Origin of the sequence: Agrobacterium larrymoorei (assembly GCF_030819275.1) — a bacterium.
In the GTDB taxonomy this organism is placed as follows: Bacteria; Pseudomonadota; Alphaproteobacteria; order Rhizobiales; family Rhizobiaceae; genus Agrobacterium; species Agrobacterium larrymoorei_B.
On record NZ_JAUTBL010000002.1, the window covers coordinates 1,919,511 to 1,942,361 of the forward strand.

Genomic DNA, 22,851 nt, shown 5'->3' on the forward strand with positions numbered 1-22,851 from the left:
ACCCAGAAGCAGCATGTTTGGTGTGCAGCGCATCATAAAAACCGCTTTTCAAAAGACACAAAAGGGTCATAATGCTTACTGTCAACGAACAGGAGGCAGAGCATGGGACTTACAAATTCTCTTAATGCCTTGGCAGTCGGCGTGGCGTTTGCGTTTGTCGGAGTGATGCTTTTCATCTGACAAAGCGTTGGGGTTTAGGACGCCCGGTCGCAAGTTGATCCTCATAAGCCATTAAAAAAGCGCAGGTTTTTCTACCTGCGCTTTTTTTATATCGAAGTTGCCGCGGCTCGGTCAGGCGGCGGATTTGCGTGCCGGGCGAAAGCCGACATTCTCAAGAACCGCATTCACAAGCGGTGCGCGGTTCATCGTGTAGAGATGGAATTCGTTAACGCCGCGACGCTGCAGGTCGAAGATCTGCTCGGCAGCCACATCGGCGGCAACCTTGGCACGACCGGCCGGATCGTCGTCATAACCGGCAAAGCGCTCATCGAGAAAGGCTGGAATGCTGGTGCCGCAGCGACCGGCAAAACGCTTCAACTGCGTGAGGTTCTGGATTGGCATGATACCCGGCACGACCGGTATCTTGATACCAGCCCTGGTAACGCGCTCCATGTAACGCTCGAAGATGTCATTGTCGAAGAAGAATTGTGTCAGCGCCCGCGTTGCGCCGTTATCCGCCTTGAGCTTCAGCATCTCGATATCGACGGCATTGCTTTCGCTCTCGGGATGCTTCTCGGGATAAGAGGACACCGAAATTTCGAAGTCTCCCAGCTCCTTGAGCCCGCGGACCAGGGCAGCGGCATTTTCGTAACCTTCCGGATGCGGCTTATAAGCCGTACCGATCCCCGTGGCAGGATCACCGCGAAGTGCAACGAAATGCGTAACACCGACATTGCGCAACTCTTCCACGACCTCGTGGGTCTCGCGCTTGCTGGCATCGACGCAGGTCAGGTGCGATGCCGTCGACAAGCCTGCAACGGAGATCATCCGCCGAACCGCTTCCAGCGTCGGCGCCTTGGTGGTGCCCCCTGCCCCATAGGTCACGGATACGAAATCCGGGTTCCAGCGAGACAGTTCTTCCACTGTCTCCCAAAGCTGCACATCCATATCGGGGCTCTTTGGCGGGAAGAACTCGAAGGAGAGCTTGAAGTCGCTGGAGGGGTTGCGGTCGATCTCTGTCTTGGTCATGTCATGCCCTCCCGGCGGAAACGAATTGGGGCTCTGCCGATTGATCCCCGGCAATCAGCAGACGCGGGTCGCGTGCAACCCAGATGGTGACGTCGAGCGACTGGGCGGACGCCTTGCCGGAATGCAAGTCCATCGACTTTTCCGGCGTGAGCCCGGCCTTCTTCAGCCACTCTTCCATGGTCTGGTTCGAGAAGCCCAGGCGGACATGGGCATGCTCTTCACGCAGATATTCCAGCGAATGCGGCGCCAGATCGATGATCACCAAACGGCCATTGGGGCGCAGCATACGCGCCGCCTCGGCGATTGCCATTTCCGGATGATCGAGAAAGTGCAGGACCTGGTGGACGACGACCAGATCGAAATCCTGGCCTTCCAGCGGCAGGTTGAGAATATCGCCGTGACGCACGGACGCATGCGCCACACCCGCCTTATCCAGATTGGAGCGCGCCACAGCCAGCATGTCGCGGCTGGCATCGATGCCGATGGCGCGACGATAGATGCCACTCAGCAATTGCAGGATCCGGCCCGTCCCCGTTCCCAGATCGAGCATCGAATCCACCGGTGTGGTGCCGATGAGCTTCAAAAGTGCCGCGTCGACCGCCTCATCGCTGACATGCAGGCGGCGAAGCTCGTCCCAGGCAGAGGCGTTGCGGCTGAAATATTCCTGCGCGCGCGTCGCCCGCACACGCTTGACGGCTGCAAGTCGCTCATTATCACGCGACAAAACGGCATCTGCGGAAGAAGCAAGCGATAGCAGCTGCTTGACCAGTTCGGCAGACTTGCCATCCTGCTTCAGGCGAAAGTAAGCCCAGGCACCTTCCTGATAGCGGTCGATCAGATCTTCTTCCGCCAGAAGCTTGAGGTGACGAGAGATGCGCGGCTGCGACTGCCCGAGAATTTCGGTGAGGTCGGTGACCGTTAAATCTCCCGCAGACAGCAGTGCCAGCAAGCGAAACCGCGTCGGCTCCCCCGCTGCCTTCAACAGATCCACCAGATTATCCAGTCCAAGCGCCAAAGCCGCCACCTCATCCAATCAACATATAAAGATATGTTTATACGATTAGCGAAGAGATGCAAGACTGGACTTGCATCCGAGAACGAAAACCATTGGATGACGGACAGACCGCACCTTCTTATCCAGGACGAAAAGCCTTGAGGCCAGCCAACACAGGATGGTCCTCCCTCTAGGCCTGCGGCTTTTCGCTACCGGAAATTCCTGCGAAGAGCGCCTTGACCTCAACCATAGTTGAGGTCGTAACAACACGAGCGTCTCACAAAACAGCCACGAAGCAGGCACATAAACAGGAGTACGCTTATGATCCCCCTCAAAGGTCTCTACGAAACCCATTTGACGGTTTCGAACCTCGATCGATCCATCGATTTCTACCGCGATATAGTAGGACTGGAGCTGGCACATGTGATAGCCGAGCGAAACGTTGCTTTCTTCTGGGTTGCTGGTCGCGAGACCGCGATGCTCGGCCTGTGGTCGATACACAGTTCTCCCCTGCGAAACCGGCTGCACATCGCTTTCCAAACGAGCCTTGAGCAATTGCTGAAGGCGTCCGACTATCTGCGTTCCAGAGAAATCACTCCACGCGACGGAGCAGGATCGGAAATCGAAGAGCCCATAATCTTCCCCTGGATGCCCGCGGCCAGCGTTTACTTTGAGGATCCCGATGGCCATTCACTGGAGTATATTGCACTCCTGCCCGATCAGCCTCGTAGAGACATAGCTGGGACGCTCACGTTTTCTCAGTGGAAACAGCTGGCGGCTGGCCAATCATAAAGCGCAGATTGCACCACAAAAAAGAAAGGCGGAGTGATCCTCCGCCTTTCTCATAATGCAGGCTATCGCCTGTTTTCAGAACTCGGTCCATTCATTTGCCGAAACGGCTGCGTTGCCATGCGTCATTGGCGCCGACCGTGTGCGAGCGGCCTGTGATTGGGGCACGGGTCGCGAAGACGGCGCATGACGCATCGTTTCGGCCACCGATCGCAACTGGCTCACGGCTTGGCCAAGCTCGAACTGCGAGAGAAGCTCTTTCAGCTTGACGCTTTCCTGCGCGAGTGCGGCGCCGGACGCACTCATCTCTTCCACCATAGCGGCATTCTGCTGGGTGGACTGGTCCATGTGGTTGACGGCGTGATTGACTTCCGCAAGCCCCACAGACTGTTCTTGCGCGGCGGTGGCAATGGCGTCCATGTGCACATTGACCGACTGCACCAGTTCAGCGATCTGCGACAGACCGGAGCCGGTATCGCTGACGAGGCGCACGCCTTCGCTGACGGCAACGGCGGAATTGCTGATCAATTGCTTGATCTCCTTCGCTGCGCCGGCGGAGCGTTGCGCCAGTTCGCGCACTTCCTGCGCGACAACCGCAAAGCCCTTGCCCGCATCACCGGCGCGTGCCGCTTCGACACCGGCATTCAGCGCCAGAAGGTTCGTCTGGAACGCGATCTCGTCGATGACGCTGATGATCTGACCGATCTGCTTCGAAGAGCCTTCGATCCGCTCCATCGCAGCAACGGCGTTGCTGACGACTTCACCGGAATGATCGGCCTTCTTGCGGGCCTCGAGCACCACCTCGCGGGCTTCGTTCGTGCGTCTGGATGTCGCCGTCACATTGGCCGTGATCTCTTCGAGCGCAGCGGCAGTCTCTTCCAGCGAAGCGGCCTGCTGTTCCGTACGCTTGGAAAGATCGTTGGATGCGTCCGAGATTTCCTTGGAGCCGCCGGTGACTGTATCGACGGAGCCGCCGACACTCACCAAGGCTTCGCGCAACTGGCGAACCGAGGTGTTGAAATCGTGGCGCAGTCCCTCGAACTGTGCTGCAAGGGGCTCATTGACTTCACAGAGCATGTCTCCCGCTGCAAGGCGCTTCATGGCCGCGGCGAAGGTGCTGGTGGCCTGCACCAGTCGCGCTTCGGCCTCTTCTTCCGCTTGCCTTTGCATCGCCACGCGCTCGGTCTCCGAACGCACGCGATTGGCCTCGGCATCTGCTTCCAGCTGTTTGTTACGGATCGCGGCTTCACGGAAGACCGCCACGGAGCTTGCCATTCCGCCGATCTCGTCTTTGCGGTTCGCACCATCGATTGCCACGGCAAGATCGCCATCGGCGAGTTGACGCATACAGCGGGTCAGAGCCGAGACTGGCTTCGTCACACGGCTGACGACGATGACCATTCCGGCAATACCGATTGCCACGGCGGCAACGAGAAGGACCGAGTAGAGGATAAGGGACTGGAGATAAGCTGCCTCGCGCGCGGTGGCGACGCGATTCAGTTCATCCATGGCAAGCGAAGCAACCGAGGCAATCGTGCCAAGCGCAGCCGTGACTTTCGGGCGCCACTCGTCGATGGAGACGCCACCGGGCTCACCGGCCTTCAACTTGCTGACGATCGCCGAACGCCAGTCGGCGAAATCACCCTTGAAATATCCGTTGTCGGCCTTGACCAACTCGTCCTTCAAAGTCTGAGCGACATCGGGATGATTGATGAGGACACGAACGGACTTCCAGGCAAAATCGACACCTGCATCGGCCGATGTGACGCTGATCACCTCAGCTGCATTCAAACCACGATTGGCAGCGATCGCGCCATTCATCACCACTGTTCCGGTACCGCCAAGCGCGCGGGCCGCCCATGCCTGAGCGCGGATCTGGATCAGCGCGACCGAGCTTGGATCGAGATTGCGCATCTCCCCTTCGATTGCGAGCGAGGATGCTTCAAGCGAGTTGAGGAACTCGTTACCCAGATCGAGCGTGACCTTGTCGAGGCCCTTTTCACGCTGGTCCAGTTCCAGAGTGATGGCCTGATCGATCTTCTTTCGATGTGCAGTGAGGCGATCATACACAGAGCGGGTCGCTGCCATTGCACTGCTGATTTCCGGTGTCGCGTTTGCATCGACACTGGAGAATGCCTGCGAGACGGCAGCATCGACCTTGGTTCGTGCCTTTTGAACGGCCTCGTAGGATATCGCGCCCGCAGCGCGCGACATGGTCAAAGCAGTCGCGCTATCGCCGCGCTCGCTGCGAAAGTTCAACAGAACGTTGAACAGGGCGCGATCCAGATCCGCCAGTCTATTGACCGACCGGCTGACCTGATATTGCGAATATGCTGAATAGGTTAAAGAGCCAACGACGCCGCAGAGCATAACGCTCACCAGCAAGAAGGCACCGACAAGAATATTCCTAATCGAAAACATGGATCCCTCAAAAAAGCGAAGCCGCACGATTTCGAGGCTCTTGACCGCGCGGAAAAGGTTGATGCTCCCTTCCCCAACCTAAGCGAGTGCAGAATAAAAAATCGTAAACCAGGGTCGAATTTTGCAACGAATGCAATAACTGGTTGTAACTCTAATAGAAAAAGGCACCGGCCGTCGCCGATGCCCATTTCTGATTGCAAAGAGATGAATCGCTTAGCGTGTCAAGCGCTTGTAGGCCTGGCTGCCCGGGTTCAGCGCGTCGGGGCCGAGACGACGGATCTTGTCCTGCTCATAGTCCTCGAAGTTGCCTTCGAACCATTCCACATGGCCATCGCCCTCGAAGGCGAGGATGTGAGTGGCCAGACGGTCGAGGAACATGCGATCGTGGCTGATGATGATGGCGCAGCCAGCGAAGGCTTCAAGCGCGCTTTCCAGCGCACCCAGCGTTTCGGTATCGAGGTCGTTGGTCGGTTCGTCGAGCAGAAGAACGTTGCCGCCAGCCTTCAGCATCTTGGCAAGGTGAACGCGGTTGCGCTGACCACCGGAAAGATTGCCGACCTTCTGCTGCTGATCGCCGCCCTTGAAGTTGAAGGGCGCCGCAGTAAGCGCGAGAGTTCATGTCGAACTTTCCGAGCTTGATGATTTCCGCACCGCCGGAAATTTCTTCCCAGACGGTCTTGTCGGCATCAAGCGCATCGCGGCTCTGGTCGACATAGCCGAGATGCACCGTTTCACCGATGCGGATCGAACCGGCATCGGGCTTTTCCTGACCGGTGATCATCTTGAAGAGCGTCGACTTACCGGCACCGTTTGGCCCGATGATGCCGACAATGCCGCCTGGCGGCAGCTTGATCGAAAGATCGTTGATCAGGGTGCGGCCTTCGAAGCCCTTCTTGATGCCTTCGAGTTCGATGACAACCTGTCCGAGACGCTCGGAAACCGGAATGATGATCTGCGCATCGCCGGGACGAATGTTCTCGGCCGCATCCACCAGCTGTTCGTAGGCCTTGATACGCGCCTTGGACTTTGCCTGACGGGCCTTCGGGCTGGATGCGATCCACTCCTGTTCGCGCGACAGCGACTTCTGACGACCGGCTTCTTCACGCGCTTCCTGCTGCATGCGCTTGGCCTTGGCCGTCAGATAGGCGGAGTAGTTGCCTTCGTAAGGAATGCCGCGGCCACGGTCGAGTTCGAGGATCCAGCCCGTGACGTTGTCGAGGAAGTAGCGGTCGTGGGTGATCATCATCACGGCGCCTGGGTAATCGCGCAGGTGCTTTTCGAGCCAGGCAATTGTTTCCGCGTCGAGGTGGTTGGTCGGTTCGTCGAGCAGCAGCAGGTCCGGCTGCGACAGCAGCAGACGGCAAAGCGCGATACGACGACGCTCACCACCCGAAAGAACGGTTACGTCGGCATCCTTGGGCGGGCAGCGCAACGCTTCCATCGCCATTTCGACCTGCTGTTCCAGATCCCAGAGGTTCTGGCTGTCGATGATGTCCTGAAGTTTCGCGCCTTCGTCGGCGGTCTCGTCGGAATAGTTCATCATCAATTCGTTATAGCGGTCGAGCACGGCCTGCTTGTCGGCGACGCCTTCCATGACGTTCTCGAAGGCGTTCTTGTTGGGATCGAGCTTCGGCTCCTGCTCCAGATAGCCAACAGTCGCGCCTTCGGCCAGCCAGGCCTCGCCTGTGAATTCCTTGTCCTGGCCCGCAATGATGCGCAGAACCGTGGACTTACCGGCACCGTTGGGCCCAAGAATACCGATCTTGGCATCCGGGTAGAAGGAGAGGTTCACGTTCTCGAGAATCTTCTTCGCGCCATAGGACTTGTTCAGCCCGGACATGTGATAGATGAATTGGCGTGCCATTGTAGCGAATGCTCCGCGTCGGATGTGAAAAGTCGGATTGGGAAATTTGCCGCTATGTAAGGTAAACGGGGCTGAGGAGCAACCTCTCGGCCAATAATAAGCAAGTGGAAGAGCGCATGGGCGACGATCTGATGTTCGGCAAAATCGAGCGGCTGGAGAGCGCATCCGGCGCCACGCTTGCCTATCGCCATGAGGCTGCCAGAGGTGAGCCGCACGGCGTTTTGATGATCTGCCACGGGCTTGTCGACCATGCCGGGCGCTATCGTCACTTTGCCGATGTCATGGCCAATCACGGTTTCGAGGTCTATGCGCATGACCATCGCGGCCACGGTCGCACGCGCTCGGCGGACGCCCCAATTGGCCGCTTCGCTCCCAAGGATGGACTTTACAAGGTTGTCGAGGACGTCATCGCCATGCGCGATCTCATCGAACGAAGGCATTCTGGTCTGCCGGTGATCCTGTTCGGCCATTCCATGGGCGGGCTGATTGCACTCAACACCGCCGTCAGCCACCCAGATCGTTTCGACGCGCTGTCCATCTGGAACTCCAACCTCAATACCGGCGTAATGGGCCGCTTAGCCCAGGTCATCCTGCGCATCGAAAAAATGCTGAAGGGCTCGGATGTGCCGAGCGCCGTGCTGCCCAAAGCCACCTTCCGCATATGGAATGCGCGCATGCCGGAAAAGCGCACCACTGCCGACTGGCTGAGCCACGACAAACAGGCGGTCGATGCCTATGTGGGCGACCCGCTCTGTCAGTTCGAGGCAAGTGTCTCGCTGTGGCAGGATGTCTTCGAGATGTCATATCGCGGTCCGAAGCTGATGGAGCGCTTGCCAAAGCAGCTTCCGCTCCTGCTCGTCAGTGGTGACGAGGATGCCGCCACCAATAACGGTCAGGAAATCCGCTGGCTGGCGGAGAAATTTCGTAGCTCGGGCTTCTCGGATGTGGAAGACACCATCTACAAGGGAATGCGCCACGAGACGCTGAACGAGATTGGCTGGGAAAAGCCTGCTGCGGATTTTGCGGCATGGGCTGCAAGAGTGACCGCCGGGAAGAAAAGCGTCGTTTCCCAAACGGAATAACGCCATGAGATAAATTCACATGCGCCATTTCACCCGCCCGTTTATAAGGCTCGGGAAAGCGCAAGGTAACTCATGGTCGAACCGTCATCGTCGAAAGAGCCGCCCCTGAAGGGCATTCGTGTCATCGAACTTGCTCGCGTGCTGGCAGGTCCGTGGGCGGGCCAGATGCTTGCCGATATGGGTGCCGATGTCATCAAGGTCGAGAGCCCGGACGGCGGAGACGATACCCGCGCATGGGGGCCGCCCTTTGTCGAAGGTAAGGATGGCGACAATCTCTCCGCCGCCTATTACCATTCGACCAATCGCGGCAAGCGCTCCATCACCGTCGACCTGAAGACAGAGGAAGGCCGCCAGATCGTGCGGCGTCTGGTCAAAACCGCCGACGTGGTGATCGAGAACTTCAAGCGTGGCGGGCTGGAGAAATACGGACTGGACTACCAGAGCCTTCGCGCGCTGAACCCGAAGCTGATTTACTGTTCCATCACCGGTTTCGGCCAGACAGGACCCTATGCGGATTTCGCCGGTTACGATTACATCGTCCAGGGCATGTCCGGCTTCATGTCGATCACCGGCGAGCCGGATGGCCAGCCCATGAAGGCCGGCGTTGCGGTTGCCGATATCTTCACCGGCATCTACTCGGTCAGCGCAATCCAAGCCGCACTCATTTATGCGATCCGCACGGGACAGGGCCAGCATATCGATATGGCACTGCTGGATGTACAGTCCGCCGTGCTTGCCAATCAGAACATGAACTACCTGATCTCCGGCAGACCTCCCGTTCGGCTCGGCAATGCGCATCCGAATATCTCCCCTTATGAGGTGGTGCCGACAGCCGATGGCTTCCTGATCCTTGCCGTCGGCAATGACGGTCAGTTCAAACGCCTCTGCAAGATCCTTGGAATCGATGCGGTTGCCGATGACGAGCGCTATGCCACCAACAAGGCGCGCGTGGCGCACAAGCTGGACGTCCGGCAGATCGTCTCCACCGAAACGCTGAAATGGATGAAGCGGGATCTTCTGACCGCCTGCGAAAGCAATGCGGTTCCGGCAGGCCCGATCAACTCCATCGAGGAAATGTTTGCCGATCCTCAAATTCAGGCGCGCGGTCTTCGCATCGATCTGGAAGCTGCCGATGGCACGGTCATTCCCGGCGTCCGCACCCCGATCGTGCTGTCGGAAACGCCTCTGCGCTACGACCGTCCAAGCCCGCGCCTTGGAGAACATCAGGCCGAAGTTCTGGCCGAACTCGACGATATCGAAAGGAACATCGCGCAATGACGACTTTGGGAAAGAGAACCGGCGGCCAGCTGATTGTCGAGGCGCTGAAAGCCAATGGTGTATCGCGCGTCTCCTGCGTGCCCGGCGAAAGCTATCTGGCGGTTCTGGACGCGCTTTATGAAAGCGGCATCGAGACCGTCGTCTGCCGCCAGGAAGGTGGCGCCGCGATGATGGCCGACACCTGGGGCCGCCTGACCGGCGAACCCGGCATCTGCATGGTCACACGCGGTCCAGGCGCCACCAATGCGTCCGCCGGCCTGCATGTCGCAAGACAGGACTCGATCCCGATGATTCTCTTCATCGGCCAGGTCCAGCGTGATGCCCGCGAGCGTGAGGCCTTCCAGGAAGTCGAATATCGCCGTGCCTTTACCGAATTCGCCAAATGGGTCGGCGAAATCGACGATGCCCGTCGCATTCCCGAGTTCGTCACGCGTGCCTTTGCGGTCGCGACATCCGGCCGCCCTGGTCCGGTGGTTCTGACGCTGCCGGAAGACATGCTGGTGGAAGAAGTCGAGGCTCCAGAAGCCCAGGCTTACATGCCGGTCGAAAACCATCCAGGCGCCAAGCAGATGGCAAAGTTCGCAGACCTGCTCGCCAACGCCAAGCGCCCGATGTTCATTCTCGGCGGCACGCGCTGGTCGGAAGAAGCCGTTGCCTACTTCAAGAATTTTGCCGAAAACCTGAACGTGCCAGTCGGCTGCTCCTTCCGCCGCCAGATGCTCTTCGACCACACGAGTTCGTCTTATGCGGGCGATGTCGGCATTGGCATCAATCCGGCGCTGTCCAAGGAGATCAAGGAGGCCGATCTCATCGTCCTTCTCGGCGCCCGTATGTCGGAAATGCCCTCCTCCGGCTACACCATGCTGGATATCCCCTACCCGTCGCAGACGCTGGTGCACGTCTTCCCGGAAGCGGAAGAACTCGGCCGCATCTATCGCCCGGATCTCGCCATCTGCGCGGCGCCAGAAAACTTCATTGAGGCTCTGGTAAACATCAAGATAGAGGCGAACGCCGCTTGGTCAGAACGCACCTCTGCCATGCACGAGGCCTATCTGAAATGGTCCACTCCGCCCAAGACAGGTCCCGGCAACGTGCAGATGGGGCCGATCATGGACTGGATCGAGGCCAATGTGCCGGAAGACGCAATCTTCACCAATGGTGCTGGCAACTATGCCACATGGGTCCACCGCTTCCACCGTTTCCGCCGCTTCAACACACAAGCCGCCCCGACCTCCGGCTCCATGGGCTACGGCCTGCCGGCAGCCGTTGCGGCCAAGCATCTCTTCCCCGAGCGTGAAGTCATCTGCTTTGCCGGTGACGGCTGCTTTATGATGCACGGCCAGGAATTCATTACCGCCGTGCGCTACGGCCTGCCGATCATCACCGTGCTCGTCAACAACGGCACCTATGGCACGATCCGCATGCACCAGGAGCGGGAATATCCCGGCCGCGTCAGCGCCACCGATCTCGTCAATCCGGACTTCGTCGCCTATGCCAAAGCCTTCGGCGGCCACGGGGAGTTGGTGGAGAAGACCGAAGACTTTGGTCCTGCCTTCGAGCGCGCACGCGCCAGCGGCAAGGCGGCCATCATCGAAATCAAGCTCGACGCAGAAGCCATTACCCCTGCCCGCACGCTGACGCAGATCAGGAACAAGAGCTGAAGATAATAGCTTTTCGTCCAGATCGGAACATTGGTCGCCTTTTAAGAAGATTAGCGCGACCAATGGTCCCGAATGAAAAGCAATGCGATCATAGCTGGTCCAGTGACAAAGCTGCAGCAATAGATCCAGTAGGCCGTCAGCGCCCAACGATCTCCCTCTTGGGAACGCTTTCGCAGCGTGCTGGCCACCCGCTGGTAATCACGCAACCCTCCGAACCACTTCGGCGTGGCCTCATCCGGTGCACCTTCTTTGCGGGCAAGCTTCCGCGCGTAGAGAAACGGCGTTAAAGCCGCAAGTGCATTTAAAGCTACGAGAGTTGGGACCCAGATAGGCATGTCCTTCACCACTTGAACATATTGCGCATTTTGCGGGTAATGTCTCTTATCATCCGCTTCGCGTGTTGCGTATCATCCGCTTCGCGTGTTGCGTACGATCTGGGAATGCAGATTGTGCAAAGAGTGCATAAGACTTTAAGACTGGCCCGACTTAGGACACAAGCACAGGACGTCACGGACTGCCATGCACAACAGCAAAATCCCGGTCATCACACCGCGCAACGCCAAGATCGAACCTTCGGCCGGTGCGCCATTCGAGGCGATCCGGGTGGCGCGTGATGTGCTGTTGACATCACGAACCTGCGGCTTGGCGACCCTCGATCCAGCAAGTGGCTATCCCTACAATACCGTCACCAACATCGCCGTCGAGCCGGATGGAACGCCGTTCTTCTTTGCCGCCCGTCTGGCACTTCATGCACGCAACATCGAGGCCGATCCTCGAATCTCGCTGGTGCTCGCTCCCTTCAACAAGGGCGATGCACTTACCCTGCCTCGGCTGACACTCGTGGGTCGGGCTGAGTTGATGAGCGATAACGAAACGCTACTCGCCAAAGCGCGCTATGTCGCCCGCTATCCCAAGGCCAAGCTCTACCTCGCCTTGCCCGACACCCAACTCTATCGCATGATGATCGACGGCGTGCAGATCAATGGCGGCCCTGCACGCAACGCCAGCAACATCACCGCCGACGACCTGCGTACAGACCTCACCGGCGCAGACAGTTTGACCGCTGCGGTCGATGACGAGATTGCCCGCCTCAACGCGATCAAGGGCGAAGCCTCAAGGCTCGCCGTCATGGCCGGCAGGAAGCCCGGCGCTTGGAAGGTAACCTCAATCGATCCCGACGGCGTCAATCTGGCTTCGTCGCAGGACTTAGCGAGGCTCTGGTTTGCCGAGCGGGTCACGAACTTGAATCAACTTGCCAAGGCACTGACTCAATCTGCCAAGTGATTCAGCTAAGAGATTCGGATGAAACGTCTTTTCGTTTCCCACGCTCTCGCCCAACAAAAAAGCCGGCCCAGAGGACCGGCTTTCAAAACGTCTGTCGCCTGGCGATCAGATTGCGGCAGTGACGATGAACTCGACCTTGTAGTCCGGCGTCGCGAGGGCTGCTTCGCTGGTGGCACGAGCTGGTGGGTTAGCCGGGTCGATCCAGCCTTCCCAGACAGCATTCATTTCGCCGAAGGTGGACATGTCGGAGAGGTAGATGATCGTCTGCAGGATCTTCGACTTGTCGGAACCGGCCAGAGCCAGCAGGCGATCGACTTCAGCCAGCGCGGACTTGCTCTGTTCGGTCACGGACGTACCTTCGCCGACCTGGCCTGCGAGATAGACGGTGTTGCCGTGAACGACGGCGCCGCTCATGCGCTTGCCGGGTTCGATACGCTTGATGCTCATGGAAATGCTCCTGTTTGGTAGGCTTTAGATAAACGACACGGGATCAACCGCGCAGATGGTGGGTCTTTTCGTAGATGGCGGTGGAACGTGCGCCGGAGCGGCAATAGCCGAGCATCGGGCGCTGCAATTCGTCAAGCGCATCCACCATGCCGGCAACCGCATCCGGATCGACGCCGAAGCGGCCAACCGGCACATGCATGATCGTCAGGCCGAGCTCTTCGGCCCGTTCGGCGATATCGGCAAAACGCGGCTGGCCTTCCTCCTCGTCATCGGGACGATGGCAAACGATGGATTTGAAACCGAGCGCCTTAACCTCATCGAGATCGGCCACGCTGATCTGACCGGTTACGGAGTAATCGTCATCGATGCGTCTGATATCCATCTTCTATCCTCCGAGGGTGACGGCGTTGCGGCCCTCAACGGCCCGCCATTTCGCAAAATCCGTACCCGATGTAAGGGGTTGAGCCGGATGCGTCAATGACAGGCTTTTTCAATTAAATAGCCATTTAGAGAATAGAAAAGCGCAAACCATAGCTGCGGCTTTCGCCCGGCTGCAGCATGTTGAACTCACCTGCCCTTTCCAACTCGGCTCGGTCGACCCAGCGATGCGAGACCGGCTCTATGCCAAGCACATTGGCCGGTGCCTTCTGGTTCCGCCACATTTGCAGATAGGGCAATGTGTCGGTTCGAAACGACACGGTCAGCCGACGACCGCCGATGGACGCGATCGGCCCAAGCGTCAACGAGGCCCAGCCATTCTGCCCCTGTGCGGGCACACAAAAGACGCTGCCCGGCTCTTCACCGAAACGCCAGCCGAAGCCACCGCCGTCAAAGGACGCGCCCTCAAGCCGCACCGCGTCGTCAAACAGCTTTGCTGCAACGTTCATGTGATACATGAGGAATGTCGGACGAGCATGATCGCTGATATTGGTCACCCGGTCCTCCAGGCTCACCTCCCCGCTCGCCCCGTCGATTCGCCAGACGCGCTCCAGAAGCGCCGTCCCACCGTCTGCCAGTGAGACAGGAACCTGCGCCACTGCCTCGGCATTACCATCGGATACCGACCACTTTGTGATCCTAGCCGGATGAGAGGAGAAAGAGCCATGCAACGGAAACTTCCGCCCGCTCGGCTCGCCTGGAATGGGCTGGGGATGGCGAATATGATCCGGTCCGCAGGTGAACAAAAACCCTTCAAGCGAATGATCGATGCGCGGGTCGCCATCATCAGGGATAGCGCGCTCGGGCGCGATGTTCACGCCATCGACAATGCAAGGACCGATATCGAGCACCGAGGTCTCGTCGAGGAAAATGGACGGCGATCTTCCGGCTTTGAATTCTCTCATCAGCGGCTCCTCCCAGGCGAATCTGCGGCGCAGTCGAAACAGGTCTGTCCTGCGCGAATGCGAATGTTGTGTGATGCGGTTGACGCAAACTTCACGCAAAAGCTATCGCAACGGCCAGAAATTAAGATTGCATTAACCGCGAATTCACCTTTTTCACAATAGGGTCAAGATTACCGTGTGTTTATTGGGACTAACCCAAGGGATCGCAAGAACGTGAAACTTTTTCTTAACGCCGTGTTCTGTCTCGCAGTTGCAGCGTCGCCGGTGCTTGCACCGTCGAACGCTTCCGCACAACAGCGCTATGTCACTCAGGAACAGGGCGTTCTGGTGGCGCCCGACGGCACCGTTCTGGATTATCTGCCAAACCCGAACGACGTGGTGATCAGCCGCGACCGCATGGGGCGCACCGTCTATTACGACCGCTACGGCAATCTCGTTGGCACGCAGATGCCGGGCGGCGCTCAACAACAACGGCAGGTGCCGCGCGATCCTTATCAGGCACAGCGCGATCCCTACTACAGCGAACCCGACACCTATTACCCGCCACCGCCTGGCCGTTTCCGCGAACCGGAACAGCCGCGCAGAAGCTATGGATATCAGGACAATCAGCGCTATCAGGGCCAAGGTCAGTACCGCGACTATCGCGAGTTCCGCAATGATGGCAGCGGCGATGATGTCTATACCGGCTCTGTCGAGCCACGCCGAGGCGATGTCGAAAGCGGCCCTCTGAGCCAGCCGATGCCAGGCGAAAGCACAACGGCCGCCGTGCCGCAGCCAGACCATCTGATCGAGCGCAACCAGCCGGTCACCGCACCGGTCAACCGCTCGCGTCAGGAAATCGTCGCACTTCAAGTCTTTCTCGACCGCGAGGGCATTTCGCCAGGCGTCATCGACGGAAAGATGGGCGACAACGTCAACAAGGCCATTGCCGCCTGGCAGGAAATGACCGGCGAGCGGCTGGACCCGAACAATACCGACGACATTCTCGAACGCCTGCGCAACAGCGGCGGTATGGCGATCGTCGATTACACGATCACCGCAGCCGATGCGGCAGGTCCCTATGTCGCCTCGATTCCGGACGACTATGCCGCCAAGGCGCAGCTTCCCGCCATGTCCTACACCTCCACAACGGAAGCGCTCGCCGAGCGCTTCCACATGGATGAGACCTACCTGAAAGAACTCAATCCCGGCGTCGATTTCACCGTTCCCGGCACGATCATCAAGGTTGCCAATCCGGGCGAACCGAAGAAGGGCCAAGTGGCTCGCATCGTGGCGCATAAGGGCATCAAGCAGGTTTTCGCTTACGATGAGAGCGGCACGCTCATCGCCGCCTATCCGGCAACCATCGGCTCGTCGGACACCCCATCCCCAAGCGGCACCCATACGGTGGAGCGTATCGCGCTCAATCCCGGCTACACCTACAATCCGAAGATCAACTTTCAACAGGGTCAGAACACCCAGGTCCTGCAGATTCCGCCAGGCCCCAACGGCCCTGTGGGGACCGTGTGGATCGCGCTGTCCAAGCCGACATACGGCATCCATGGAACGCCCGAGCCATCCAAGATTGGCAAGACCAACAGCCATGGCTGTATCCGCCTCACCAACTGGGATGCAACGGAACTGGCGAAGATGGTGCGTCCCGGCGTCGTGGTAGAGTTCGCGGAATAATCTCCAGGCACTTAACAAAAATCCCCGGCCTCAAACCGGGGATTTTCAGTTTCTTAGACTGCTCTTGTAAGTGCAGCAGGCCAGTCTTGAGAGGCCATGGAGGCAAGCTCTCCTCAGCCCAATTTCACCGCCCGCCTCTCGCCTTTTCGCTCCGTCAGAAAGAAGCCAAGCGCCATCACCGGCAAAGCGAAGCCAAGCCATGATGCGCCAGTCCACTGGCCATGCGCATAGGCCCAGCCACCCAGTGCCGACCCGACCGCACCGCCCATGAAGAAGGTCGCCATGAAGACGCCGTTGAGGCGGCTGCGGACCTCTGCACCGAGTGAAAAAATGGCCCGCTGGCTCAACACCAGATTGGTGGTGACGGCAAAGTCCAGAATGATGGCAGCGATGACGAGTAGGGCCAGAGACAGGTGCGATCCTTCCGGCGCGATATGGGTGACGAGGAAGGACGTCGCGGCAGCGGTGAGCGCGAACAATGTTGCGCCCCAGGTCCAGCCGCGATCGGCCATTCGTCCGGCGATCGGAGCCGCAACCGCACCGGCAGCACCGGCAAGAGCGAACAGCGCGATTTCACCCTGTGTCAACCGGAAAGCCGGGCCGCTGAGATAAAGCGGCGTCGTTGTCCAGAATAGGCTGAAGGCGCCGAACATCGCGGCCTGATAGACAGAGCGCCGCTGCAGGATCGGGGTGGTGCGCGCAAGTTGGCCCATCGACCTCAAAAGCGCGCCGTAAGGCAGCTTCGCATCCGGTACGCGGCGCGGAAGCAACCGGTACAGCACGAGCGCAAGCACGGCCATCACGACAGCAGACACTAAGAAGACGCCCCGCCACGAGACGAATTCGGACAGAATGCTGGAAACCGGACGCGCCAGCATGATACCGACCATCAACCCGCTCATGACCGTTCCGACGACGCGTCCGCGGATCGCATGGGGTGTCAGATGCGCAGCGAATGGCACGATCATCTGCACCGCAACCGAACTGATACCAACGAGAAAGACGGCAAAGAGAAACGGCGCGGCATGGGGCGCAAGCGCGGCTGCAATCAGGGCCAGAACCGCAGTGGCCACAGTGACAACGATCAGCTTGCGGTTCTCCACCAGATCGCCAAGCGGAACAACGAAGAGAAGACCGAGGCCATAGCCGATCTGCGTCAACGTCACGATCAGCCCCGTTGCCGCTGGTGAGAGCCCGAGTTCCGCGCCGATGACGCCCGCCAACGGTTGCGCATAATAGAGATTGGCCGCCACCAGCCCGCAGGCACTGGCCAGCAGAAAGATCATCGCAGAAGACATGGTATCCCCCTGCGGTTCGGCCGCATCAATAGCTTTCGAAGCCATTATTCCACTCCAGATTAGGAAATATTCATTTCCAAATTACACAAAAGATCAATCGAAAATGCGCATGGCGGCATCGACGACCGACGACATATCCTCCCGGGAGGGGCCGGTCTTGCCGACGACCCGCATTCCGTACAGCAGGCAAAGCGCAGTCTTGGCGAGAACGTCCGCATCGCCCCGACCCGTCACAGAGCCATCCGCCTGCCCTTCCCGCACAAGGCGGGCCAGTATCTTTTCTCGCGCCTCGATGGCGCTTCTCACCACGCGCGCCACATCCGCATCCAATGATGCCAGATCGGCAACCGCCCCGACGATCAGGCAACCCTGTTCACCGGACGAGCCCGCCGAGTTGCCGGCATAAAATTCCATGGCCGCCCTAAGCCTTTCGCGGCCGTTTTCACCCGCCTGCACCTTGGCCTCGAACCGCTTCGTCTGCACCAGCTTGTAGCGCTCGACGGCAGCGATATAGATATCCTTCTTGTCTTTGAACGCCTTGTAGAGACTACCCTGCGTCAACGCCATCGCCTCGGTCAGATCACCCACCGAGGTGGCATGGAAGCCGCGCTTGGAAAACACACCAATCGCCCTGTCGATAGCGGCATCGACATCGAATTCACGCGGCCCGGCCGCGCTGGCGATTGGGTGATACTGAGGAAGCAATCTCTGTCATGGATGGAGATATAGGAAATGATCATTTCCGAATCAAGCGAAAACTTGTGGCTGCGTAAGTTGGGCGGAGAGTTTCAACAAAATGCGTCCACGCGCCGAGGCAACTGGGATTATGACCTTTTATGTCTAGCGTTCTTGTGCGGACGAGCTATTTTCTGTACATACATTATATGGAGATCATCTATGACGAAGCGAAGCGTCTAACCAACATCGAAAAGCATGGTCTCGACTTCGCGGATTTGTCGATCGATTTTTTCGGTAACTCAATGGTCGTCGCGGCGAACGCAGGACGCTTTATGGCGATTGGCGAGTTTCAGGGCCGTGTCATTATCGCGGTGGTTTTTCGGCCAATGGGATCTCAGGCGTTGTCAGTCATTTCAATGCGCCCTGCAAGCAGCAAAGAAAGGAAACTGGTATGACAATCAAGTTTTCGTCGAAACGCCCGCTGACGAAAGAGGAGGAAGTGGAAGTACAGCGAATGATCGATAGAGATCCAGAAGCGCCCGAAGCCACAGATGAACAACTCGCGCAGGCGAAGTCTTTTCGACAGGTCTTTCCCGAACTGGCCGAGAGCATCGACAGAGAGATTGCGCGACGCGGTAGGCCCAAAGCTGAAAGCCATAAGACCTCCGTCACAATCCGCCTCGATCCCGATATCGTTGCGCACTACAAGGCAAGTGGAAAGGGCTGGCAGTCCCGCATGAACAACGATCTGAGGAAAGTTGCCGGTCTCTGAGAGGCGCCCCCGTCTGCGCGGGGAACGCTCAAGTGTGAAAATCGGCAAGCGCCGATCACGCCGCCCTGCGGGCCAGCCTCAAGTCGCGTCCAGAGCGGACGACGCGGGCGGGAAGAAGTCCGAGAACTTCGGTAGCGAAAAGCCGCACATTGTCCAGCGCCTTATCGACATTGCTGACCTTTTGACAGTCGAGTGCTGCAATCGTGCCGCCGTGATCGAAGATGTCGCGGAATGCGGCGCGTTCGGCAATCGGCGTATTGAGAACGCGGACATTGCGTTTTTCAAGCAACATCTTGACCTGAAGCAGCGCGCGAGTGCTGACCATGGCATTCACACGGGTCAGCACGACCGAATGATCGATCTTCCGGCCCATCTTCGTGTCGAGAAATGCGAGGTGATCCATGACTTCCGCAGCACCACGCGCGTCCATGGCCGATCCCTGCACCGGGATGAGAACGTGATCGGAAATACCAAGCGTCATCGTCAAGAGCGGGCTCTTGGTGCCGGGAAGATCGATGATGAAACAGTCCGTATTGGAGCGGTTCTCGCGGATGTGACCTTCCAGAGACGCCATGGTCACGTTGGAAATGACGCTGAGATTGTTGATGGAACCGGAGATCTCAAACCAGTGCGAAATCCAAAGCTGCGGGTCTGCGTCGAGAACAGTAACGCGGTGGCCGGTGCGGGCCAGTTCCGTTGCGAGCAGAAGAACCGCCGTCGTCTTGCCTGCCCCACCCTTGGTATTGGCGAATGTAATGACTGTCATATGGACCCCGAAATGTCAGAGCCTAGGAAGTGCGATGCTCTGGAACGCACCGAAGCATGGTGCTTGGGAGAGTGTTAACCAATATGGTTAACAAATTGGAAACGCGAGGGAATAGCGCCTGCTGCGGCACCGCTTCCACATTGGACAGGCGCGGCTGAACTCGCGATCAGTCGCCACGCCTGGCGGCGTCAATCGTTGCCACATCGATCTTTTTCATCGTCATCATCGCCGCGAAAGCGCGCTTGGCCTCCCCTCCACCGGCTGCCAGCGCTTCGAGCAGCGTGCGGGGTGTGATCTGCCACGAAATGCCCCACCGATCCTTGCACCAGCCGCACTCACTTTCCTGACCACCATTGCCGACGATCGCGTTCCAGTAGCGGTCTGTTTCTTCCTGATCATCGGTGGCAATCTGGAAGGAGAAAGCTTCGCTGTGCTTGAAGGTCGGGCCACCATTCAGGCCGATGCATGGAATGCCGGCGACGGTGAACTCCACCACCAGAACGTCGCCCTCGCCGCCACTCGGATAGTCACCAGGTGCACGCGTCATCGCGCCAACCGAACTGTCCGGGAAAGTCTCGGCATAAAACCGGGCCGCAGCCTCGGCTTGCCCGTCGTACCAGATACAGATCGTATTCTTGTTCATGATCCTTCCTCCCATGGAAGGAAGGATCATAGCACGGTCATCGGAATGTGGTGATATTGGAGGACCAAGCCCCCACTTTGGGATCGGCCGGGAGATGAAAAGGCGAGACGCTTGAAGTCCCGCCGCCATCACTCAGAAACACGCCTCGAACAACGCCTTGGTATTCTCCAAAGTCATCTCGACAGGATTACCACCGCAGCTCGGATCCTTGATCGCCTCTACCGTCAACTCGTCGATCCGATCCGGCTTGATGCCCATGGCCGTGAGGTTGTCCGGCACGCCAAGCTCCTTGCGAAGCTCCAGCACGTAATCGTAGAAGCCGTCGAACCCACCTTCGATCCCGAGATAGGCAGCCGCACGCGCAATCTTGTCTTCGATCGCCGGGCGGTTGAAGCGCAGCACGGCAGGCATCACCACAGCATTCGTCATACCGTGATGGGTGTTGTAGACAGCGCCGATCGGGTGCGACAGCGAATGGATCGCGCCAAGGCCCTTCTGGAAAGAGACCGCACCCATCGCAGCCGCAGCCATCATATTGGTACGCGCCTCGATATCGGTGCCATCCTTGTAAGCCCGCGGCAGGAATTCCTTGATCAACCGCATGCCCTCCAGCGCAATACCCTGGCTCATCGGGTGATAGAAGGGCGACGAATAGGCCTCCAGGCAATGGGCGAAAGCGTCCATACCGGTTCCGGCGGTAATGACCTTCGGCATACCGACGGTCAGTTCCGGATCGCAGATCACGACGCCCGGCAGGAATTTCGGATGGAAAATGATCTTCTTTACATGGGTCTTGGAATTGGTGATGACGCTGGCGCGCCCTACTTCCGAACCCGTACCGGCCGTTGTCGGCACCGCGACGATCGGCGCGATCCCGTCAGAATTGGCACGTGTCCACCAATCGCCGATATCCTCGAAATCCCAGACCGGGCGCGTCTGTCCCGCCATGAAGGCAACCGCCTTGCCGAGATCGAGACCCGAGCCGCCGCCAAAAGCAACAACGCCATCGTGACCGCCATCCTTGAAGGCTTTCACACCCCCATCGAGATTGATCTCGTTCGGGTTGGGATCGACCTCGGAGAAGATCGCACGGCCCAGACCGGCTTCATCGAGAATATCCAGCGCGTGGCCGGTAATCGCCATGCCCGCAAGACCGCGATCCGTTACCAAAAGCGGCTTCTTGATGCCGAGCGTCTTGCAGGCCTCAGCCAATTCCTTGATGCGGCCACGCCCGAGCTTGATGGGGGTCGGATAGCTCCAGTTTGCGACGATATTCATTTCGTGACTTTCTTCAGATGGTATGATTTCGGACGGGTCAGGTTCTGGAAACCGATGACGGAAAGCGAGCCGCCCCGTCCGGTTTCCTTGACGCCAGTCCAGCAGAGTGCAGGATCGAGATAATCCGCCCGGTTCATGAAGACGGTGCCCGTCTCGATCTCGCGACCGATGCGGCCAGCGCGTTCGGCGTCCTGCGTCCAGAGCGATGCGGTAAGCCCATATTTGCTGTCATTCATCAACCTTATGGCTTCCTCATCATTCTTCACCTTCATGATGCCCACAGCCGGACCAAAGGTCTCTTCCGTCATGAACTCCATGGAGTGGTCGACATCGATCAGAATTTGTGGTGCGACATAGGCGCTCTCGCCATCATCGGCTGCAAACAACTTCGGATCGACCAGCGCCTTGGCACCTTTGGAGACCGCGTCGGCCACCTGTTGGCGCACCACCTTGGCAAAGCGCTTGTTGGCCATCGGCCCCAGTGTCGTTTCCTGCTCCAGCGGATTGCCGAGCTTGTAGTTGGACACCCAGGCCGACGGATTTCTCGACAAAGGCGTCGAAGAGCGCCTCGTTGACATAGATACGCTCGATGCCGCAGCAGCACTGGCCGGAATTATAGGTCGCGCCATCCATCAGCGTATCGACGGCAGCATCAAGGTCGGCATCTTCCATCACATAGCCGGGGTCCTTGCCGCCAAGCTCCAGTCCAAGACCGGTAAAGGTGCCAGCCGCTGCCCGCTCGATGGCGCGTCCACCTTCCACCGATCCGGTGAAATTGACGAAGTTGAACAGCCCTTCGGCAATCAGCGCAGACGTCGTCTGGTGATCGAGGAACACATTGACGAACACGTCGTCCGGAACACCCGCTTCCACGAAAGCGCGCACCATCCGCTCGCCGACGAGAAGCGTCTGCGCCGCATGTTTGATGACGACGGTGTTGCCCGCCATCAGGGCCGGTGCGACCGTATTGATCGCCGTCATATAGGGGTAGTTCCAAGGTGCGATCACGAAGACCACACCATGCGCCTCGCGCTCGATACGGCGTTCGAAGTTACCACTATCCTCGATCACGAGCGGCGCCAGCGCGTCCGCGGCGATTGAGGCGACATAGTTGGAGCGTTCGTTGAAGCCCTTGAACTCCCCGCCATAGCGAACCGGGCGGCCCATCATATGGGCGAGTTCCGGCACCACCTCATCCACCATCTCATTCAGGCGTGCCACGCCTTTCAAAACCAGTTGAACGCGTTCTTCCAAAGGACGGCGTGCCCACGCTTTTTGCGCAGCGCGCGCCTTCAACACGGCGCCGCGCGCCGCATCCAGCGACATCGCCTCCCGTTCGGCATAGACCGAGCCGTCAATCGGCGAAATATTCTGGATCATGACCATGATATGTTCCT

Annotated in this window: 20 protein-coding genes and 2 pseudogenes; 8 read left to right on the forward strand and 14 right to left on the reverse strand. The window is 58.7% G+C overall.

Translation table 11 applies throughout. The annotated features are described in order from the left end of the window. Positions 1–291: 291 nt before the first annotated feature. Together metF and QE408_RS17945 are read right to left on the reverse strand one after the other, a co-directional pair. Positions 292–1,188, reverse strand: coding sequence for a methylenetetrahydrofolate reductase [NAD(P)H] (gene metF / locus QE408_RS17940; RefSeq protein ID WP_306933501.1), 897 nt, complete (start codon positions 1,186–1,188; stop codon positions 292–294). A 1-nt stretch (position 1,189) separates the two neighbouring features. Then, positions 1,190–2,203, reverse strand: a complete 1,014-nt coding sequence (locus QE408_RS17945; RefSeq protein ID WP_306933503.1) for an ArsR/SmtB family transcription factor — start codon at positions 2,201–2,203, stop codon at positions 1,190–1,192. A 300-nt stretch (positions 2,204–2,503) separates the two neighbouring features. Here QE408_RS17945 and QE408_RS17950 point away from each other — a divergent pair, with 300 nt between their 5' ends. Beyond that, positions 2,504–2,974: a VOC family protein gene (locus tag QE408_RS17950; RefSeq protein WP_306933505.1), complete on the forward strand. Its 471-nt coding sequence runs from the start codon at positions 2,504–2,506 to the stop codon at positions 2,972–2,974. A gap of 75 nt (positions 2,975–3,049) precedes the next feature. Here the strand turns inward: QE408_RS17950 and QE408_RS17955 are convergent, their stop codons facing one another. Beyond that, positions 3,050–5,392 carry a methyl-accepting chemotaxis protein gene (locus tag QE408_RS17955; RefSeq protein WP_306933507.1) on the reverse strand — a complete coding sequence of 781 codons (2,343 nt, stop codon included), beginning with the start codon at positions 5,390–5,392 and terminating at the stop codon, positions 3,050–3,052. Between the two features lie 213 nt (positions 5,393–5,605). Further along, positions 5,606–7,256: pseudogene (gene ettA / locus QE408_RS17965) on the reverse strand (energy-dependent translational throttle protein EttA). Between the two features lie 116 nt (positions 7,257–7,372). Between ettA and QE408_RS17970 the strand changes: the two are divergent. The 3 genes from QE408_RS17970 (at position 7,373) to QE408_RS17980 (ending at position 11,277) form a co-directional block, all read left to right on the forward strand. Next, the gene (locus tag QE408_RS17970; protein WP_306933513.1) at positions 7,373–8,338 is read left to right on the forward strand and encodes an alpha/beta hydrolase; all 966 of its coding nucleotides are present in this window, start codon (positions 7,373–7,375) and stop codon (positions 8,336–8,338) included. 72 nt (positions 8,339–8,410) lie between these two features. Then, positions 8,411–9,616 carry a CaiB/BaiF CoA transferase family protein gene (locus QE408_RS17975; protein ID WP_306933515.1) on the forward strand — a complete coding sequence of 402 codons (1,206 nt, stop codon included), beginning with the start codon at positions 8,411–8,413 and terminating at the stop codon, positions 9,614–9,616. Further along, a complete protein-coding gene (locus tag QE408_RS17980; protein WP_306933517.1) occupies positions 9,613–11,277 on the forward strand; it encodes a thiamine pyrophosphate-binding protein in 1,665 nt (554 codons plus the stop codon). Before QE408_RS17975 ends, QE408_RS17980 begins: the two co-directional genes overlap by 4 nt. 50 nt (positions 11,278–11,327) lie before the next feature. On the opposite strand, the gene QE408_RS17985 is transcribed toward QE408_RS17980, so the two are convergent. Then, positions 11,328–11,612 carry a hypothetical protein gene (locus QE408_RS17985; protein ID WP_306933519.1) on the reverse strand — a complete coding sequence of 95 codons (285 nt, stop codon included), beginning with the start codon at positions 11,610–11,612 and terminating at the stop codon, positions 11,328–11,330. A 184-nt stretch (positions 11,613–11,796) separates the two neighbouring features. Between QE408_RS17985 and QE408_RS17990 the strand changes: the two genes are divergently transcribed. Then, entirely contained in the window at positions 11,797–12,561 is a 765-nt protein-coding gene (locus QE408_RS17990) for a HugZ family pyridoxamine 5'-phosphate oxidase (protein ID WP_306933521.1), read from the forward strand. Between the two features lie 105 nt (positions 12,562–12,666). Here the strand turns inward: QE408_RS17990 and QE408_RS17995 are convergent, their stop codons facing one another. From QE408_RS17995 to QE408_RS18005, 3 genes are all read right to left on the reverse strand, one after another. After that, positions 12,667–13,008, reverse strand: a complete 342-nt coding sequence (locus QE408_RS17995; protein WP_062440491.1) for a RidA family protein — start codon at positions 13,006–13,008, stop codon at positions 12,667–12,669. A gap of 43 nt (positions 13,009–13,051) precedes the next feature. After that, complete coding sequence (locus tag QE408_RS18000; RefSeq protein WP_296015249.1) at positions 13,052–13,390, reverse strand: TIGR01244 family sulfur transferase; 339 nt, start codon at positions 13,388–13,390, stop codon at positions 13,052–13,054. 124 nt (positions 13,391–13,514) lie between these two features. Then, positions 13,515–14,351 (reverse strand): aldose 1-epimerase family protein, encoded by an 837-nt coding sequence (locus QE408_RS18005; RefSeq protein ID WP_306933525.1) that lies wholly within the window; start codon positions 14,349–14,351, stop codon positions 13,515–13,517. 213 nt (positions 14,352–14,564) lie between these two features. Here QE408_RS18005 and QE408_RS18010 point away from each other — a divergent pair, with 213 nt between their 5' ends. Continuing rightward, complete coding sequence (locus tag QE408_RS18010; protein WP_306933527.1) at positions 14,565–16,019, forward strand: L,D-transpeptidase family protein; 1,455 nt, start codon at positions 14,565–14,567, stop codon at positions 16,017–16,019. Positions 16,020–16,132: 113 nt separating this feature from the next. Here QE408_RS18010 and QE408_RS18015 read toward each other — a convergent pair whose 3' ends face one another. Together QE408_RS18015 and QE408_RS18020 are read right to left on the reverse strand one after the other, a co-directional pair. Continuing rightward, positions 16,133–17,362 carry an MFS transporter gene (locus QE408_RS18015; RefSeq protein WP_306933528.1) on the reverse strand — a complete coding sequence of 410 codons (1,230 nt, stop codon included), beginning with the start codon at positions 17,360–17,362 and terminating at the stop codon, positions 16,133–16,135. A 48-nt stretch (positions 17,363–17,410) separates the two neighbouring features. Beyond that, on the reverse strand, positions 17,411–18,022 hold the full coding sequence (locus tag QE408_RS18020; protein WP_306933530.1) for a TetR/AcrR family transcriptional regulator: 612 nt from the start codon (positions 18,020–18,022) through the stop codon (positions 17,411–17,413). A gap of 179 nt (positions 18,023–18,201) precedes the next feature. On the opposite strand from QE408_RS18020, the gene QE408_RS18025 reads away from it, so the two are divergent. After that, positions 18,202–18,450 (forward strand): BrnT family toxin, encoded by a 249-nt coding sequence (locus QE408_RS18025; protein ID WP_306933531.1) that lies wholly within the window; start codon positions 18,202–18,204, stop codon positions 18,448–18,450. Next, positions 18,447–18,767 (forward strand): BrnA antitoxin family protein, encoded by a 321-nt coding sequence (locus tag QE408_RS18030; RefSeq protein ID WP_306933533.1) that lies wholly within the window; start codon positions 18,447–18,449, stop codon positions 18,765–18,767. Before QE408_RS18025 ends, QE408_RS18030 begins: the two co-directional genes overlap by 4 nt. Positions 18,768–18,822: 55 nt before the next feature. Here QE408_RS18030 and QE408_RS18035 read toward each other — a convergent pair whose 3' ends face one another. The 4 genes and pseudogenes from QE408_RS18035 to QE408_RS18050 all read right to left on the reverse strand — a co-directional run bounded on the left by QE408_RS18035 (position 18,823) and on the right by QE408_RS18050 (position 22,840). Next, on the reverse strand, positions 18,823–19,533 hold the full coding sequence (locus QE408_RS18035) for a ParA family protein (protein WP_306933535.1): 711 nt from the start codon (positions 19,531–19,533) through the stop codon (positions 18,823–18,825). Positions 19,534–19,699: 166 nt separating this feature from the next. Then, positions 19,700–20,176: a VOC family protein gene (locus QE408_RS18040; protein WP_306933537.1), complete on the reverse strand. Its 477-nt coding sequence runs from the start codon at positions 20,174–20,176 to the stop codon at positions 19,700–19,702. Positions 20,177–20,308: 132 nt separating this feature from the next. Next, complete coding sequence (locus QE408_RS18045; RefSeq protein ID WP_306933539.1) at positions 20,309–21,454, reverse strand: iron-containing alcohol dehydrogenase; 1,146 nt, start codon at positions 21,452–21,454, stop codon at positions 20,309–20,311. Beyond that, positions 21,451–22,840 (reverse strand): annotated as a pseudogene (locus tag QE408_RS18050) (aldehyde dehydrogenase family protein). Before QE408_RS18050 ends, QE408_RS18045 begins: the two are co-directional and overlap by 4 nt. Between the last annotated feature and the right edge of the window lie 11 nt (positions 22,841–22,851).